This is a genomic window from Ruminococcus hominis, from assembly GCF_014287355.1.
Lineage (GTDB): Bacteria > Bacillota > Clostridia > Lachnospirales > Lachnospiraceae > Schaedlerella > Schaedlerella hominis.
The window spans coordinates 1835951-1853775 of the sequence record NZ_JACOPE010000001.1 but is presented as its reverse complement, the minus strand read 5'-3'; the positions used below and the strand labels follow the sequence as shown (position 1 = coordinate 1853775).

Below are 17825 nucleotides of genomic sequence, written 5' to 3'. Positions count from 1 at the left end.
GGTGAGGCAGGATGAAAAAAACTTTCCAAACCTGGTTTTGGGCAGTGACCACATTATTTGCAGTATTGGCATTTACATTTGCGACACTTGCATGGTTTACGGCGAATCGTGCTGTGCAGACGAATACTGCTACAGCCAGAACCGGGGATGAGACGTTGGAGCTACAGATCAGCAGCAGTGGTGGAAGTAGTTTTAAGAGTGTAGAGACAGCACAAATCACGCAGGTAAATCAGACAAATTCAGAATTTCTGTTACCTGTGTCCACGGCTGATTTGAACAGCTTTGTATATGCACCATTTACCAAAGATGGTAAGGCTTCTGCTTTTAAAAAGGTGGACGATGAGGCAAATTATTATCATGGCCGGGTGTATTTGCGGGCAGAGGGAGAAGGCTGGCAGGAGGGCAGCAGGTTGAATCTGTATCTGGATCAAAGTGACGGGCTTTTGGGAGATGCGGCAGATGGATATTTGCTAAATGCATCCAGACTTGGCCTGATTTTTGGCGGAGACACTTCGAATCCGATCATTTTACGACTAAGTGAGTCAGAGAATCCGGAAAATGCTCAAGTGTATAATACAGAAGTAAATGGAAAATTACTAGGCAAGAACCAGGTTCTGGGTTATAATGAAAATGGCGTGTTTGCTACGACTGACCTATCAGTATTGGTCAGTGATTATACGATCAGTTTTACAAACAATCAGATGACTCTACCAAAGAGCGCGCTGCTTAGTATGGAATTTGGAAAAATCTATGCAGTAGACATTTATTTTTATCTGGAAGGCTGTGATCCGGATTGTTCGGAGAGTGTTCAGTTTAATGAAGCAAATCTTCATCTTGCATTCTATGGTGTACTTGACCAGAAGGAGGGCAATTGATGAGTAGGACAAAAAAAGAAGAAAACCGGGCAGTCAGAAACCGCTTATATACATCCATTTTGCTTGTGCTCTTGGCTCTTGCAGCAATTACAGCAGCGACAGTTGCCTGGTTTTCCATTGCAGATAAGACAAAGGTCAAGTCGATGAGTCTGGATATTGAGTCAGATGTAGATCTGAGAATGGATCTGGACGCACATGATTATTTTGAACAATATGTAAAGAAGCTTTCATTTGAATCAATTGCACAGAGGATGCAAAGTGAGAAAGGGTTTGATATGCAGACGACTCCGCTGGAGCCGGTCACGACAGCAGATCAGAATATATTTACATATGAGAATGGAACGGAAGTACCGGATACAAAGGGTGCATATTTGACATTTACGTTACATTTTATGGCAGAAAAAGATATGATCGTCCATCTGAACAGTGCAGATAGCAGTGATGGCGCAGGGGATGGGACGAATATCAGTTCAAGTAATGCAGAACTTCCGGAAGCGATGAGGATTTCTTTTACAGCGGATGGACAGACCTGGATTTATGATCAGGGTATGGGAGATACGCTTTCCACTTCCGCTGCAGCGACTACGTTTGGACTTCCTTCTATGGGAAGCACAAGAATTAACAGTAATAACGCGATGTTCTCATTAAAGAAGAATACCGATAAGCCGGTTCTTGTCCATATTTGGATGGAAGGTACAGACCCGGCATGTACAGACAGTCTGAAATCCGCAGACTACGCAATTCGGATGCGATTTACGGGTGAAACTACAGAAACTATAAACACAAGGGAGAAATAAGTATGAAGACACTAAAACGAATAGGCACAATTGTGATCAGTGTGATTCTATGGGCAATCATTTTGCTCGCTGCACTGTATGCATTTACAACAATGGCGACAAAGGATGACCAGAGTGTATCAAGAATTCTTGGATATACACCGATGACTGTTGAGTCGGATTCTATGAAACCAACATTTTGCAAAGGCGATTTGATTTTCATAAAAAAATGTGATACTTCAAAGTTGAAAGAAGGAGATATCATCACATTTCACACAATTATTGATAATCAGTATGCACTCAACACTCACCGTATCCAGAAGATTGACGAGGTCAATGGTGTCAGAAGCTACACCACGATTGGTGATAACAACAATGGTGTTGCCGACCAGCATGTGATTTCAGATGGAGATATTGTTGGTAAATATGTCGGACACATTTCTAACCTTGGTAAAGTTATGAGCTTCCTTTCAAGCAGTATGGGATTCTTAATCGTAATCGTGTTACCGATGCTTCTGTTCTTTATTTATCAGGTATATAACCTGATTATGATCAGTATTCGTCTGAAAAAAGCGATTGCGGTAGAGAATGCGGAAGAACTTGCAAAAGCAGGATTAAATAAAGCAGATGTTGAGCAGGCTGCGAAGGATAAAGATGAGGCACAGGCAGCGCTTGAAGAGGCGAAGAGATTGAGAGAAGAAGCAGAAGCGATTCGCGCAAAAGCAGAAAAAGAGCTTGAGAAAGCGAAGCAGGATGAAGATAAGAACGGGGAGGAATAAAGAACCGTGAGTGAATTTTTAAAGTTTGCGTATGAAGTGTTGTCCCAGGTTGTATACAACCTTGTAACCTGGGTTGCAGCATTTATCAGATTGTTTATAACAGGATGGGTTCAATATTTCCTGATATTTAAAACCTATTTTCCAACATTGAATATTCTCGCTAAGATTTTATCAGTACTTTTGATGCTTTTATTACTGGCGATTCCGATAGTGATCATCATACTTCTGATTCGCCGTATGATTTTGCATCACCAGTTAAAAGCAGACAATACAGACAATGCAACATTGTATCGGGAGATTGGAAGACTGAACAAACAGGTGTTAGATTTGATGGAAGAGAAGAACAGTATTCTTGCATTGAAAGTAAATGCGATGGGTGGTGTGGAGCGTATTCCATATATGGGAGCCTCTGCATTGACGGAGGATACGATTCCGAGTCTGGAGAATGTTACCGGAAATGAAATTCCATCCGGAAGAGCGATGGAGGCAATGGTTGAAAATACGGATCCAAACAAGGCACCTCTTGTGCGTGCAGTGATAGAGGGAAAGGAAGATACAAATGTAGCACATCGTTTCCCGAAGCTTTCGCTTGTGGATGTAAAATATAAGGATTTTCAGCCACCACAGTATGACAACGAGATTTCGCTTCAGGAATTTACAGAAGGGTATCGTATGTTTGCGGCAAGCCAGATGGGGCTTTATTATACACCGGAGATTGTCAGAAGATTTGTGGCTGGCATGGCAGCAAGTAAGCTGTTGATTTTGGAAGGTATTTCCGGTACCGGTAAAACAAGTCTTCCATATTCATTTAGCCGTTATATGGATAACCCGGCAACCATTATTTCCGTGCAGCCGTCATTTCGTGACCGTTCCGAATTGTTGGGTTATTTTAATGAATTTTCAAAGAAATTTAACGAGACAGAGTTTTTGAGGGCTTTGTATGAAGCAAACTACAATCAGACTCCGACATTGATCGTGTTAGATGAGATGAACCTTGCACGTATTGAGTATTATTTTGCAGAAATGTTATCTGTACTGGAAATGCCGAGCAAGGATGAATGGATTTTGGATCTTGTACCGACAGCCTGGAAGGGTGACCCTTATAAAATGGATAACGGTAAAATTCATGTGGCAGATTCTACGTGGTTTATCGGTACTGCGAATAATGATGATTCGACATTTACAATTACGGATAAAGTATATGACCGTGCAATGCCGATTGAGTTGAATGAAAGAGCCGATGAATTTGAATGTGAGATGTATCCGTCGTGTGATGTTACTGCAGAACATCTGGAATATATGTTCCAGAAAGCAAAAGAGGATTATCCAATCAGTGAGGAACTGATGGAGAAGATGCAGAAGCTGGATAGTTATCTGATCACAAGATTTAAGCTTGCCTTTGGAAACCGTATTATGAAGCAGTTATATGACTTTATTCCGGTTTATGTTGCATGTGGCGGTACAGAATTGGGCGGTATGGATTACATTATCGCACGAAAAGTGCTCAAGAAATTTGAAAGTATGAATGTCAGCTTTGTAAGAGATGAGATCACAGGTCTGATCAGTTATATAGATAAGACATTTGGTGAAGACGGAATGCCGGATAGTAAAGAATACTTAAGACGCATTCAGAACTTGTATTAATTATATTGAAAAGTAAGGAAATGGATGAAAATGGCGGATACGATTAATGAATTATATTCGAAATACACAGAAGGCGTAGGGTATGCTCTCGAGGAGGATAAATATTTCCAATACCTGTTTGAAATGATACAGGCCGGGGACAATACTCTGGAACAGAAAAACCGAATATTGCATAAGGTTGTAGATGAGCGCTGGCTTACAGTAGTAGAAGAAGGAATCGAAGCCATTTTCAATATTGTGGACAAGCCACGTCGTTTTATTACAACTTCAGAGGAAGTTGTGCCGGTTGCACTTGCAAAGAAAATTACGGCAGACAGTGTTCGGCATTTAAGCCAGAATACACAGTATATTACGACAAATGAAGCCGGTGACATTATGCCGACAAAGATTTTAAATGTAACAACAGAAGAAAGCTATGACTTATATGAGAATCGTTTCGTGTATCATCTGATTCAGCGTTTGTTTGCGTTTGTAGACAAACGAACAGATGTAATCTTCTGGTCGACAGGAGATGAGACTTGCAATGTAATGAGCATGGAAAGCAAGGTTGACGATGCATATGAAGAGATTTCTTATAAAGTTGAGATGACGATAAAAAATCGTCAGAGTCTTGTGGAAAATGACAATGACAACATGGACATATTCAAGCGTATCGACCGTGTGCGCAGAATGTCCAGAGTTTTACGCACCAGTTCATTTTGCGATATCATGAATGGCTGTTCCAGAGTACATAGTCCGATCCAGCGAACAAACTTGATGATGAAAGATCCGGATTATCGTACTTGTTATAAATTATGGCAGTTCATCGAAGGCTATGATGAAGTCGGATATACCATTGAAGAGCAGGATTCTACATTACAGTTCGATGAAGAATATTTGTTACAGATGTATATCAATATGATTACAAATTATACAGTGTTCAAGAGTCTTCTTGTATCTGATCCGCGCAAGATGAGTGAGATTGAGACAAAGAAACGTGAGCCTGTAAAACCAAAGTTTGTAAAAGAAATCAAAGAAGAAATTGTAGAAGATCGCAATATTCCGGATGTAGAGATACGCAGAGTATTTGTAGAAGAAGTGACTCAGGCACAGCTCGATGCAGAGGAAAAATTAAAAGAAGAGACTGCGAAGAGAGAAGAATTGGAAAATTCTGTTTCAGAACTTCAATTTCAGATGGAGTCATTGAATCAGCAATTAGAATATTTAGATCAGATCAGAGCGCAATTAGAAGAACAGCAGGCAGAATTAGAGCAACAGCATTCAGAAGAAATGGCGGCTTATGAAAAGCAGCTTGCGGATGAAAAACAAGCACGGGCCGAGGCACAAGAGGCTGTAGAGCAGGCACAGACAGAAGCCAGAATGATGGTTGAGACGATGCAGCATGAGGCGGTCGAGGAAGTTGCGGCAGAGCGGAAAAAGGCGGCAGAAGAGGTTGCGGAAGCGCAGAGAAAAGCAGCAGAAGAAGTTGCAGAAGCGCAGCGTGAGGCGGCGGAGAAAATTGCGGCAATTCAGAGAGAGTCAGATGCAAGCGTGTCTGCAATAAAGGAAGAAGCCCAGAATCAGCTTGCAAAAGCCCAGAAAATTGCAGAAGAAAAGATTGCAAAAGCGCAGGAAAAAGCTGCCGGAGAAGTTGCAGAAGCTAAAGAAAATGCGGCAAATGAAATTGCGGCAATTCAGAGAGAGTCAGATGCAAGCGTGTTTGCAATAAAGGAAGAAGCCCAGAATCAGCTCGCAAAAGCCAAAAAAATTGCAGAAGAAAAGATTGCAGAAGCGCAGAGAAAAGCGGCGGAGGAAGTTGCAGAAGCGCAGAGAAAAGCGGCCGAGGAAATTGCGGAAGAGCAGCGTGAGGCGGCAGAGAAAATTGCGGAAGTTAAGGAAAATGCTCGAAAAGAAGTAAAGGCGGCTAAGGAAGAAGTAAAAGCAGTTAAGGAAGAAATGAAGGCAGCTAAGAAAGCAACACAAAAAGAAATCGAGTCAATTAAGAAAGTGACTGAAAAACAGGTGAAAGCAGCACAGAAAGCAAAAGAAAAAGCAGAAGATAAAGCAGAAGCTAACAGTCTGTCACATTATATCGTTCAAGCACTTCAGGAACGTAAGGAGCGTAAGAATACAAAAAATGACGGAGAAGATAAATGATAAAAAAGATAGTTTTTGGCATTATTAATGTTTTTTCAGTATTGATTATTATTGCAGCAGTTTTTGTGTTGTGTACAGTAATTTTCACAAAATCAGGAGAAGCTCCTTCGGTGTTTGGCTATACGGCACTACGGGTAACTACAGGAAGCATGAAACCAACGTATGATGTTGATACGTTGATTGTTGTAAAAAAAGTTGATCCTGAAACAATAAAGGTAAATGATGTAATTTCATTTTATTCGCAGGATCCCGTACTCGATGGAGCGGTAAACACACATCGTGTGGTGGAAATCCTGGAAGAAGAGCAAGGACGAGTATTCGTTACCAAAGGTGACAATAACAATGTGACAGATGCATATAATGTCGAAAGTGAATATCTGATAGGGAAGGTAGTTGCTTCTTCAATAGTTATAGGAAAAATTTCGCGTCTGGTTGCGAACCCACTGATATTCATTCCAATCATATTAATTCCACTTGCACTTATTCTAATTAGCAATTTGGTTGGAACTGTCCATATGGCTAAAAAGATAGCGAAGGAAGAGGAAGAAGAAGCTATACGAGAAGCAATTCGAAAAATTAAAGAAAAGCAGCAATGAGAGCCAATTCGGGACGGGGGTTTCTGGCTCTTGGATTTGGCAAATAAAAAATTGGGAAGGTGAAAAATTTCACTTTCCCAATTTTTTTATCCATCTACAGAAAAAAGCCGGAAAACCCCGTCCCTAAATGGTCTCCTGGTTCAGCAGCTTTTCAATGACGGAAATATCTTCTTCTAATTCATCAGCAATTAATTCAAGCGATTTCCCTTTTGCAAGTTTTGCTTTGATTTTTTGCATTAGTAAGTCTTGTTGCCCTTTTGCAATCCCCTGCTCAATACCAGCCTCCATTCCGGCCTGAAATTCAGCCCTGCGAAGTTTTTTCTCTTCCAATTCTTTGTCATATTCAAAAATACTCATATTGATTACCTCAGCTCGGTTAGATGATAAAAAATCGCGTAAAATATTTTCGTTTATGCATTCTGTTACTGCTTTCTCTACAGCCTCTTCCAATGATAATTCGTTAGAAGAGACATATTTACGCACTCGTGCTACATACTGAGCATATTCCTTGAGTGTTTGACATTGCTCCATCAGGGCTTTATTATGGCCATCATTTACATTTAATACAGTTACGCGTAATTCCAAATCAGGATCTTCTGTTGGACATTCGTAAGCAGAAGATAATCGGAATTCAGTTAAATCATTAATCTCTTTTGTACCGTTATAAAAAACTATAAATTTTGGAGCAGGTATCTTTTGAATCGTAGATGAATATAAGGATTGTTGAACTACCATCTTTTGATATTCGTTTGAAATATAGAATAAATCTCTCAATGGCATGTTGGGATTATAGGTCGACTGGTGCTCATACAGATACAAATTCATATCCATAATAAAAGCCAGATCGTTTTTCATCCCCAGATAGATTGCGTTTTCCAAAGTTACTACCTGCAATGCAGATGCATCGGTGTAATTTTTTTTGTTCATTGCATTGTAAAGTGAAAGCAGGTTGTTTCTGTCTTTGAACAACATACGAAAGATAGTATCTTTGTACTTACGGTTCACTTTCCTTTGTCGAGAATGCAACGAGTACTTGTGGTTTCTTTGTGCCTTCTTGTGTTTTGCCATATTTAATTTTCCTCCTTTTTACAGGAGACAATCTAAATCTAATATTTCATTCGCCTCCTGCTTTTATGTGTGATTGATATAAAAGCATAGACTTTTGAAATGTAATTAGAAAATAGATGGTGATACGCACCTTAGATTCATAAGAAATATGCTTTGTTATAGTGTAACACGAATAGGGAAGGAAGTGCAAGAACAATTAAAGCGCCAATTCGGGAGCCAATTCGGGACGAGGTTTTCCGGCTTTTTTGCAAAGCAAAAAGCCGGAAACCCCCGTCCTGATCTGATTCCTGTCAAGTAGACAAGTTAAATAACTAAAATAAAGTGCTGATGAACGATCGTACGAAATGCGCGGTCGTTTTTCTATGCACACCATTTTTCTTTATATTTCTCAATTCGTTTGTTACGTGGAATTAAATATTCAACTGGTTGTCCGGTGGAAAGGGCTTCCGTTCTTATTTCTAGTGGGGTTTTACAATGATACCTATCCTGAGGTCGTTTCTCACTATAAAATTTAATGTAATCTGATATTGCAAATCTTAATGATGTCTCATCTGTTATCTCGTACATTTGATACATTTCCGTTTTTATAATCCCCCAAAACCCTTCCGTTGGACCATTATCTATACAATGCCCAACACGTGACATAGAATGTTCTATTTCATGTTCGTTGAGCTTTTTTTGAAACATTTTACTAGTGTATTGGAATCCTCTATCGCTATGAAAGAGTGGTCTTGCTTCAGGATTGGCAGCCAGTGCTTTATCAAAGGTTTTAAACACAAGCCTACTGTCATTTCGTATGCCAATTACATATGCAACCGGATATCTGTCATATAAATCAAGTATTGCGCTCAAATACAATTTTTTGTTTGTACCTGGAACTTTAAATTCAGTCACATCCGTAGTCCACTTTTTATTAGGAGCATCCGCATAAAAATCTCTGCCTAACTTATTTTCTGAAACAGATTCTGGTGTCGAGGGAGTATAGTTCTTCTTTTTCCTTCTAATTGCAGAATGAATTCCTAACTTTTTCATGATTCTATGTACTCGTTTAGGATTATAGCTTGTATGGTTGAAATGGTTAATCCATGAAGTCATTCTTCTATATCCTAAGATATGATTAAAGCATTCGTCATACTCCTTTATAAGTTCTGCCAATTTCATATTTTCTGCTTCTTGTTCAGGAATCTCGCGATGCAACCATTTATAGTAGGCAGATCTTGATATTTCAAGTTGCTTACACATCCAATTAATACTCCAGTTCTTTGTTTCATAAAAAAACTTTATTGCCATAAATTTTGAATCATAGCGGAGTTTTCCAAGCCTCACATCCTTTCGAAATCCTGTACTTTTTTTAATAATTCAGCCAACATATCCTTTTCTTGTAATTGTCTTTTTAGGCGAGCATTTTCTCTACGAAGGCGTTCTAATTCATCTACTTCTTCATCTGTTTTATGTTGTCCTCGCCTATCAGTTAATCCTTCTTCACCTTGTGTAATATACTTTCTTACCCAAGAATAGACCTGATTATAAGAAACACCATAAATACTTGCTGTTCCTTTATAATCGTGGTTGTGATTAATACAGTAATCCACGATTTTCTTACGTTCTTCAATGGTTGTTTTTTTTCTTGATTCTGCCATATAAACCTCCCGTTTAGGATTATAATCCCGAAGTTTTCTATTAGCATTATACAATAAAACCCATCGTCTAAGTGTTTCTTTTGAAGGAATTCCGTATCGAGCAGCAATCGTTCTTAAACTACCTTTTCCAGCAATATAATCTTCAACCGCCGAAATCTTATCAGATGATAAATAATTTCTGTTACCACTAGAAGGAAGAAATGCATCAACTCCATCCTGAAGATATCTTGGAATCCAATCAGTGATAATAGAATTGCCATTTTTGAAATGAATGCCATATTTATCACATAATTCCATTTCTGAAAGGTTTCCATATAAGTATTCTTCACATACTTTTATAATTATTTCTTTTGAATATTTAGACATAAAAAACCCCCTTAAGTAGATTTTGGTTATTTACCTTGTCTACTTAAGGGGAATCATACCATCCCCAAATGGCTCCTAATTCCCTCTTGACTATTATGTAAAACAAGACTATAATAATTAACATGACTTACATTTTATCACGTTAAAGCGTAACGATTTAAAGCGTAGTGCTTTAAAGCAACAGTTACAAAACAATATAGGAGGAATGGGTATTATGAAAGCAAAAAAAATAGCAGCGGTTATGTTAGCCGCAACAATGACATTATCATTGGCAGCATGTGGAGGCAGCTCTTCATCAGATTCAAAGAGTGCAGATGGCGCATCAGATTCTGGAAAAGTATACAAGATCGGTATTTGCCAGCAGTTAGAGCATGAGGCACTTGACCAGGCTACAAAGGGATTTGAGGATGCCTGTGAAGAAAAATTTGGAAAAGACAACGTAACATTTGATTTACAAAATGGACAGGGCGAGCAGGCAAACTGTGCAACAATTGCAAATAATTTTGTCGCTGATAATGTGGATTTGATTATGGCAAATGCGACTACAGCACTCCAGTGTTCAGCAGCCGCAACAAGTGATATTCCGATTCTTGGAACATCAATCACAGATTATGCAACAGCTCTGGATATTTCCGATTGGACAGGAGCAACAGGAATGAATATTTCAGGTACAAGTGACTTAGCTCCGATCGATAAGCAGGAAGAGATGCTTATAGAATTAGTACCGGATGCAAAGACAGTTGGTATTTTATATTGTTCAGCAGAGCCTAATTCAGCATATCAGGCAAACTTATTTGCAGAAGCACTGAAGAAGGATGGAATTACATGTAAAGAATATACAGCGGCAGATTCAAATGAGATTCAGTCAGTTGTGACATCAGCAGTAGCTGAGTGTGATGCACTTTATATTCCTACAGATAATACAATGGCAGCAAACACTGAAATCATCAACAACATTTGTCTTCCGGCAAAAATTCCTGTAATTGCAGGTGAGCAGGGAATCTGTTCAGGATGCGGTATTGCAACATTATCTATCAGCTACTATGATATCGGATACAAAGCCGGTGAGATGGCATATGATATTTTGGTAAATGGTGCCGACATTACAACAATGGAGATTGAGACAGCACCAAACGTAACAAAGATGTACAATCCGACAATTTGTGAAGAACTTGGAATTACAGTTCCAGATGAATATGAAGCAATAGAAGAATAGAGGAATAAATTATGGGGATTTATCTGGCAAGCCTAAACCCGATGACTCTGGTACGTGCCCTTCCGGGTAACGTTGCTCAGGGAATCATTTGGGGAATTATGGCACTTGGGGTATATATTACATTTCGTATTTTAGATTTTGCAGATCTTACGGTGGATGGTTCACTTGCAACCGGCGGAGCAGTAGCAGTTATGCTGATCCGCGGGGGCATGAACCCGGCAATTGCACTTATATTTGCATTTTTAGCAGGAATGGCAGCAGGATTTGTAACTGGAATTTTACATACAGTATTTGGCATTCCGGGAATTCTGGCAAGTATTTTGACACAGATCGGATTATATTCTGTAAATCTTGGGATTATGGGAAAATCAAATCAGGCGATCAATGTGCTTCAATACAAACTGGTTGCATCTCTTCGATATGTTACAGGAGAAGGAAGCGGATTTTTCTTTGTCAAACTGATTCTGGCGGCAATTGTACTGATTGCAGTTATTTACTGGTTTTTCGGAACAGAGCTTGGAGCCGCTATCCGTGCGACCGGATGTAATCCACAGATGGCAAGTGCACAGGGAATCAATACATCATTTAATAAAGTTCTTGCACTTATGATTTCCAATGGACTTGTAGGTCTCTGTGGTGGAATTTATGCACAGTATCAGGGCGCAGCCGATGTAAATATGGGTCGTGGAGCAATCGTAATCGGACTTGCAGCAGTTATCATCAGCGAAGTTATTTTTGGGAAATTCTGTGCAGGAAAGAAAATTGCATTTGCACTTACATTAGGAGCGGTATTTATAGGAGCAATCATTTACTATATCGTAATTGCATTTGTATTATGGCTGAAGATGCCATCAGATTATATGAAACTGTTCTCCGCAGTTGTGGTTGCATGTTTCCTGGCAGTTCCTTATATGAAAGAAAAATATTTCAAGAAACGGAGGACTGCATAATGAGTTATATGTTAGAAATCCAGAATATACATAAAACATTTAATGCAGGAACGATCAATGAAAAGATCGCATTAAATGGAGTAAATCTCAATCTGAATCCGGGAGATTTTGTTACAATCATCGGTGGTAACGGAGCCGGAAAATCGACAACATTGAATGCAATCGCAGGTGTGTGGGGTGTTGACCAAGGCAAGATTATTATTGATGGCGTAGATATTACAAAGCTTTCTGAACACAAAAGAGCAAAATTCTTAGGTCGTGTATTTCAGGACCCGATGACAGGTACGGCAGCGACAATGTCAATTGAAGAAAATATGGCGATTGCCGCAAGACGAGGACAGAGTCGTGGGCTTGGCTGGGGAATTACTAAAAAAGAGCGAGAAGAGTTCAGAGAAAAACTCAAAGAATTAGATCTTGGCTTGGAAGACAGATTGAGCAGTAAAGTAGGTCTTTTGTCCGGTGGACAAAGACAGGCAATCACACTTTTGATGGCTTCTTTAAAGAAACCGAAGCTGTTGCTTTTAGATGAACATACAGCGGCATTGGATCCAAAGACAGCGGCAAAGGTGCTTGCTCTGTCAGATCAGATTATCAATGAAAACAAATTGACAGCCATGATGGTTACACATAATATGAAGGATGCCATTAATCATGGTAACAGACTGATCATGATGCATGAAGGAAAAGTAATCTATGATGTATCAGGAGAGGAAAAGAAAAATCTGAAGGTGGCAGACCTTCTGAAAAAATTTGAGGAAGTCAGCGGCGGAGAATTTGCAAATGATCGCATGATGTTAGCAAAATAGTAGAGCGTAACATTAGTAAAAATAGTAGTATGAAAAATATATAAGGGAAAAGAAAAACACAGGGGATAGAAATTCTACCTCCTGTGTTTTCCATTTTTAATCCATCTTTACTTTGTGGAAGCTTATCGCAAAGTAAATAATTTCTGCAATTGATGTCAATACCCATGAGAAGAAATACAATAAATACAAAGATGGTATTGTATGGAAATGGGCAAATATTGTATAAATCCAGATAACACGGAACACGCAGGAACCGATGATTACGAGTATAGTCGGAACGATTGTTTTGCCGATTCCACGGGATGCGGCAATAGAGCCATCCATAAATGCACTGATGCAGTATGCAAACCACATGATTTTAATTCGCTGAAGTCCGGCACTTATTACATCTGGATTTGTAGCGAATAAGGATAAAAATTGTCTTCCAAACAGGAGGAGTAAAATACCGAATATGGCACCGGCGGCAAATGCATAAAAGACGCTGATGAAATAACTTTGCAGCATACGTTTTTTATTTTTCGCCCCATAATTCTGACTGATAAAGCTTGAACCGGCAATGTAAAACGCATACATTAGGTTGAAAACCAGGGTATCAGCGTTGATCGCAGCAGAGTTTCCGGATACGGTAACGGCATCAAAAGAGTTTAGACCGGTCTGTACGAACAGATTTGCCAGTGCAAAAATCGCATTTTGAATACCGGCAGGAATACCGAGCATTAATACAGCAAGGCTTGCCTTCTTATGAAAACGAAGCTTAGAAGGATGTAATTTACATTCGTCATTGCGTCGTAATAAATTAATGATGATTAATGCGGCAGAAACATACTGTGCGATTGCACTTGCAAGTGCAACTCCCTCTGCTGCCATGTGGAAATAAATAACAAAAATGAGGTTTAAAATGACATTCAATACCCCGGCGATAGAGAGGTAAAACAATGGCTTAGTTGTATCTCCGCGGGCACTTAATACACCGTTACCAAAGTTATAAATTGCCATGGCAGGCATACCAAGTGAATAAATTTTCATATATAATACAGCACCATCTATCAATTCATCCTTTGTGTTCAACAGATGAAGAATATTTTCCGAAAAGAGAATACAGATGGTACAGATGATCAGTCCGACCGCCAGACATACAAGTAAAGAAGTATGAATGGTTTTGGTAATGTTATCCTGATTTCCTGCTCCAAGCTCATGAGCTGTTCGTACATTTACACCGGCGCCCATGCCAATCAGAAAGCCGGTAAACAGTGTGACTAAAAGAGTAGTAGAACCAACCGAACCAAGAGCCTGATAGCTGGAAAACCGGCCAACGATCGCAACGTCACTTAAATTAAATAAAACCTCCAATATTTGAGAAAACATCAGTGGAAGACTGAATAAAAAAATGTTCTTCCATAAAGACCCGCTAGTCATCTCAATTGTGCGGGAAAACCTCCTTTTTTTCTTCTCCATAATTACGTCCCCCATCAACATAGAAATAATCCGGAATCTATGGACCGGATCAAAGAAAAATTCCCAAAATAAAAGCAATAGACCTCTTCGGTATTGCTAAATTTTATCGTAAATGTTTTACTAATATTTGTCAACTGTTATAAGGAAATCTCTGAAAGGTTATTTTTCTACTTATAAATAAGTAGAAAAGCAACTGATTACAGATTTTGTATCTTGAAAAAAGCCTGTAATAATCGTATACTATGAAAAGGCTTTGATAGAGCCTAGTATGAGAGAAGTGTAGAGGAGGATATACAAATGAAAAGTAACAGCAGTATCAAAACAGTTGTAGCGGTAGGTATCGGTGCAGCACTATTCTTTGTACTTGGACGTTTTGTAGCAATTCCAAGTCCTGTGCCGAATACTAATATCAGTCTTCAGTATGCAGTACTTGCGCTTTTAGCTGCAATGTACGGACCGGTTGCCGGTGGACTGATCGGATTCATCGGTCACACATTGATTGACCTGTCATGGGGAGGAAGTCCATGGTGGAGCTGGGTTATCACATCAGCATTTGTAGGTGTAGTGATTGGAATCTTTGCTAAGAAATTAAAAGTAGAAGATGGAGATTTCGGAAAAGGTAAGATGACTATTTTCGTTCTGGCTAATGTAATTGCACATGTAGTTGGATGGGTAGTTGTAGCACCTGTACTTGATATCTTGATCTATGCAGAACCGGCAAACAAAGTATTTGCTCAGGGTGTATTTGCAGCAATCTCTAATACAATTACAGGTGTAATTGTTGGAGGACTTTTGATCCTGGCTTATACAAAGACAATCGCAAAGAAAGGATCTTTGGATCAGGAATAAGATTTTTTTGAAAAAAAGACTTACAGCTGTCATTTCTTGTGGTAGAATAACTATCATATGAAATGACAGCTATATTTAGTTCATAGGAAAGAGGATCATGAATGATAAACGAGAATTCTCCGATTATTTCTTTTAAGAATTATTCTTTTCAGTATCGTGCACAGAAAAAACCGACACTGAAAGGAATTAATCTAGATATATATCCCGGTGAGCGTGTGTTGATCGCAGGACCTTCCGGGTGTGGAAAAAGTACATTGGCCGGATGTATTAACGGGTTAAATCCATATTCGAATCCAGGAGAATGTGAGGGCTCACTGGAGGTGAATGGAGTAGATGCCACCAAGAGCAGTATCTTTGAATTATCTGCCCATGTCGGAACTGTGCTGCAGGACCCGGATGGTCAGTTTATAGGTTTGACAGTTGGCGAAGATATCGCATTTGCATTGGAAAACAGTTGTACACCGCAGGATGAGATGCATTCCATTACAAAACATGTGACAGAACTGGTAGGGATTGAGCATCATTTGGATTATGCTCCGCATGAATTGTCCGGCGGACAAAAGCAACGAGTAAGTCTGGCCGGAGTTATGGTGGATCAGGTGAAGATTTTGCTGTTTGATGAGCCGCTTGCAAGTCTTGATCCGGCGACAGGAAAGCAGACCATCGAATTGATTGATGAAATCCAGCAGAAAACAGATACAACAGTATTGATTATCGAACATCGTCTAGAAGATGTGCTTTGGCGAGATGTGGACCGCATTATATTAATGAATGACGGACAGATTCTGGCAGATTTATCTCCGGATGAATTACTTGCGTCTAATTTGCTGATCGAGAACGGGATTCGTGAGCCGTTGTATGTTACTGCTATGCGTTATGCAGGAATTGAAATAACCGCACAGAAGAAAGCATCTCACGTAGATTCGGTAGTATTAGATGAGGAAGATACAAAAAAACTCAATCAATGGTTTGAGTCACATCCGGTATTAAAAAATAATGATAAAAAAGAAGCATTGTTGGAAGTGAAGAATTTGGAGTTTGGATATGTGAAAGGGCAGAAGATATTAAGTGATGTCAGTCTATCCATTTCCAAAGGAGAGATGGTAAGTATTGTTGGGAAGAATGGTGCCGGAAAATCAACATTTTCAAAATTGATATGTGGTTTTGAAACACCGGATTCTGGTGAGATTCTGTTTAAAGGAAAGGACTTGCTTAAAGAGAACATCCGACATCGTGCAAAATATATCGGGTATGTAATGCAGAATCCAAATCAGATGATATCGAAGACGATGATTTTTGAGGAAGTGGCGTTGAGCTTACAGAATCAAGGATTGAGTCAGGAAGAAATCAAAGAAAAAGTCGAAGCAACCTTGAAAATATGTGGGTTGTATCCATTCCGTAACTGGCCGGTTTCCGCACTTAGCTTTGGCCAGAAGAAACGTGTGACAATCGCAAGTGTGCTGGTACAAGATCCGGAACTTATTATTTTGGATGAACCGACAGCAGGACAGGATTTCCGTCATTATACAGAAATTATGGAGTTCTTAAGAAAGCTAAACGAGCAGGGTGTAACGATCATTATGATCACACATGATATGCATCTGATGCTGGAATATACGCCAAGGGCAGTGGTATTTGCAGATGGTAAGATGATCGCAGACCGCAGTGCGGCAGAAGTGCTGTGTGACCCGGAGCTGATAAGTCATGCAGCTTTAAAGGAGACGAGCTTATTTACACTGGCAAACCGATGCGGTATTGTACCGCCGGAAGAATTTGTAGAATGCTTTATAGAAGAAGACCGGGAGGTAAGAAAACATGGCTGCTAAAACTGTATTAAATTATCTACCGAGAAAGAGTGTCATACATCGGTTGACCGGAACAACAAAGCTTGCATTCTTCTTACTGTTTACATTTGCGAGTATGATTACATATAATACGTGGGTATTGTTAGGATTATTTGCAGTGAGTATTGTGGCATTTCGATTGAGTAAGATCAAACTGAAAGAAGTGCGGTTTATGATGGTATTTATGTTGATATTCCTGCTTTTGAACAATTTGTTTATATTTTTGTTTGATCCAAATCAGGGTACAACATTATATGGCACACGACATGTATTATGTCATTTGTTCTGGAGATATGATCTGACAGCAGAGCAATTGTTTTACATGTTGAATATTTCTTTGAAATATTTCGTGGCATTACCGGTTGCAATATTATTTATCTCTGCAACAAATCCAAGTGAATTTGCGGCAAGTCTTAACAGCATCGGGGTTTCCTACAAGGTGGGTTATTCAGTTGCGATAGCATTGCGTTATATTCCGGATATTCAGAGAGATTATCACAGTATCAGTCAGGCACAGCAGGCAAGAGGTGTAGAGCTCGGAAAGAATGAGCGCTTTTTTGCAAGATTAAAAAATTCAGTAAGTATTTTATTACCGTTGATTCTGACAAGCCTGAATCGAATCGATACAATTTCTAATGCGATGGAATTGCGCGGATTTGGAAAGAACCCAAAACGAACCTGGTATATGAAACGTCCATTTGCAAAGGCAGATTTTGCAGTGATAGGATTTGGGGTTGTGCTTTTGGTGATAAGCCTGAGTGTGACGATAAAGTGGGGAAGATTTTATAATCCATTTATTGCTGCCTGACAAATAGATTGGTTTGC

The 17825-nt window shown here is 39.4% G+C and carries 16 protein-coding genes; 12 read left to right on the top strand and 4 right to left on the bottom strand.

Features of this window, described 5'->3' with window-relative positions; translation table 11 throughout:
- The first annotated feature begins 11 nt into the window (after nucleotides 1–11).
- From H8S40_RS08185 to H8S40_RS08160, 6 genes are read left to right on the top strand one after another with little or no spacing between them, the layout of a single operon-like run.
- A complete protein-coding gene (locus H8S40_RS08185) occupies nucleotides 12–875 on the top strand; it encodes a hypothetical protein (RefSeq protein ID WP_186865012.1) in 864 nt (287 codons plus the stop codon).
- Complete coding sequence (locus H8S40_RS08180) at nucleotides 875–1672, top strand: hypothetical protein (protein WP_118723498.1); 798 nt, start codon at nucleotides 875–877, stop codon at nucleotides 1670–1672. The genes H8S40_RS08185 and H8S40_RS08180 overlap by 1 nt, the downstream gene beginning before the upstream one ends.
- A 2-nt stretch (nucleotides 1673–1674) precedes the next feature.
- The gene (locus H8S40_RS08175; protein ID WP_121055030.1) at nucleotides 1675–2430 is read left to right on the top strand and encodes a signal peptidase I; all 756 of its coding nucleotides are present in this window, start codon (nucleotides 1675–1677) and stop codon (nucleotides 2428–2430) included.
- A 6-nt stretch (nucleotides 2431–2436) separates the two neighbouring features.
- Nucleotides 2437–4074: a hypothetical protein gene (locus H8S40_RS08170; RefSeq protein ID WP_186865011.1), complete on the top strand. Its 1638-nt coding sequence runs from the start codon at nucleotides 2437–2439 to the stop codon at nucleotides 4072–4074.
- 30 nt (nucleotides 4075–4104) lie between these two features.
- Nucleotides 4105–6210, top strand: a complete 2106-nt coding sequence (locus tag H8S40_RS08165) for a DUF2357 domain-containing protein (protein WP_186865010.1) — start codon at nucleotides 4105–4107, stop codon at nucleotides 6208–6210.
- The gene (locus H8S40_RS08160; protein WP_118737380.1) at nucleotides 6207–6806 is read left to right on the top strand and encodes a signal peptidase I; all 600 of its coding nucleotides are present in this window, start codon (nucleotides 6207–6209) and stop codon (nucleotides 6804–6806) included. The genes H8S40_RS08165 and H8S40_RS08160 overlap by 4 nt, the downstream gene beginning before the upstream one ends.
- A gap of 123 nt (nucleotides 6807–6929) precedes the next feature.
- Here the strand turns inward: H8S40_RS08160 and H8S40_RS08155 are convergent, their stop codons facing one another.
- From H8S40_RS08155 to H8S40_RS08145, 3 genes are all read right to left on the bottom strand, one after another.
- Nucleotides 6930–7874: an RpnC/YadD family protein gene (locus H8S40_RS08155; RefSeq protein ID WP_243238209.1), complete on the bottom strand. Its 945-nt coding sequence runs from the start codon at nucleotides 7872–7874 to the stop codon at nucleotides 6930–6932.
- A gap of 360 nt (nucleotides 7875–8234) precedes the next feature.
- On the bottom strand, nucleotides 8235–9164 hold the full coding sequence (locus H8S40_RS08150; protein ID WP_186864265.1) for an IS3 family transposase: 930 nt from the start codon (nucleotides 9162–9164) through the stop codon (nucleotides 8235–8237).
- Nucleotides 9165–9196: 32 nt separating this feature from the next.
- Nucleotides 9197–9880 carry a helix-turn-helix domain-containing protein gene (locus H8S40_RS08145; RefSeq protein WP_117992213.1) on the bottom strand — a complete coding sequence of 228 codons (684 nt, stop codon included), beginning with the start codon at nucleotides 9878–9880 and terminating at the stop codon, nucleotides 9197–9199.
- Between the two features lie 214 nt (nucleotides 9881–10094).
- Between H8S40_RS08145 and H8S40_RS08140 the strand changes: the two genes are divergently transcribed.
- The 3 genes from H8S40_RS08140 to H8S40_RS08130 are packed head-to-tail and all read left to right on the top strand — an operon-like array spanning nucleotide 10095 to nucleotide 12852.
- Entirely contained in the window at nucleotides 10095–11096 is a 1002-nt protein-coding gene (locus tag H8S40_RS08140) for an ABC transporter substrate-binding protein (RefSeq protein WP_186865009.1), read from the top strand.
- Nucleotides 11097–11107: 11 nt separating this feature from the next.
- Nucleotides 11108–12046, top strand: a complete 939-nt coding sequence (locus H8S40_RS08135; protein WP_186865008.1) for an ABC transporter permease — start codon at nucleotides 11108–11110, stop codon at nucleotides 12044–12046.
- Between the two features lie 8 nt (nucleotides 12047–12054).
- Entirely contained in the window at nucleotides 12055–12852 is a 798-nt protein-coding gene (locus H8S40_RS08130; RefSeq protein WP_186865642.1) for an ABC transporter ATP-binding protein, read from the top strand.
- Nucleotides 12853–12948: 96 nt separating this feature from the next.
- Here H8S40_RS08130 and H8S40_RS08125 read toward each other — a convergent pair whose 3' ends face one another.
- Nucleotides 12949–14307, bottom strand: a complete 1359-nt coding sequence (locus tag H8S40_RS08125; RefSeq protein ID WP_186865007.1) for an MATE family efflux transporter — start codon at nucleotides 14305–14307, stop codon at nucleotides 12949–12951.
- Between the two features lie 297 nt (nucleotides 14308–14604).
- Between H8S40_RS08125 and H8S40_RS08120 the strand changes: the two genes are divergently transcribed.
- The 3 genes from H8S40_RS08120 to H8S40_RS08110 all read left to right on the top strand — a co-directional run bounded on the left by H8S40_RS08120 (nucleotide 14605) and on the right by H8S40_RS08110 (nucleotide 17808).
- Nucleotides 14605–15156: an ECF-type riboflavin transporter substrate-binding protein gene (locus H8S40_RS08120; protein WP_022076162.1), complete on the top strand. Its 552-nt coding sequence runs from the start codon at nucleotides 14605–14607 to the stop codon at nucleotides 15154–15156.
- Between the two features lie 101 nt (nucleotides 15157–15257).
- A complete protein-coding gene (locus tag H8S40_RS08115; RefSeq protein ID WP_186865006.1) occupies nucleotides 15258–16982 on the top strand; it encodes an ABC transporter ATP-binding protein in 1725 nt (574 codons plus the stop codon).
- On the top strand, nucleotides 16972–17808 hold the full coding sequence (locus H8S40_RS08110; protein WP_022076164.1) for an energy-coupling factor transporter transmembrane component T family protein: 837 nt from the start codon (nucleotides 16972–16974) through the stop codon (nucleotides 17806–17808). Before H8S40_RS08115 ends, H8S40_RS08110 begins: the two co-directional genes overlap by 11 nt.
- The last annotated feature ends 17 nt before the right edge of the window (nucleotides 17809–17825 follow it).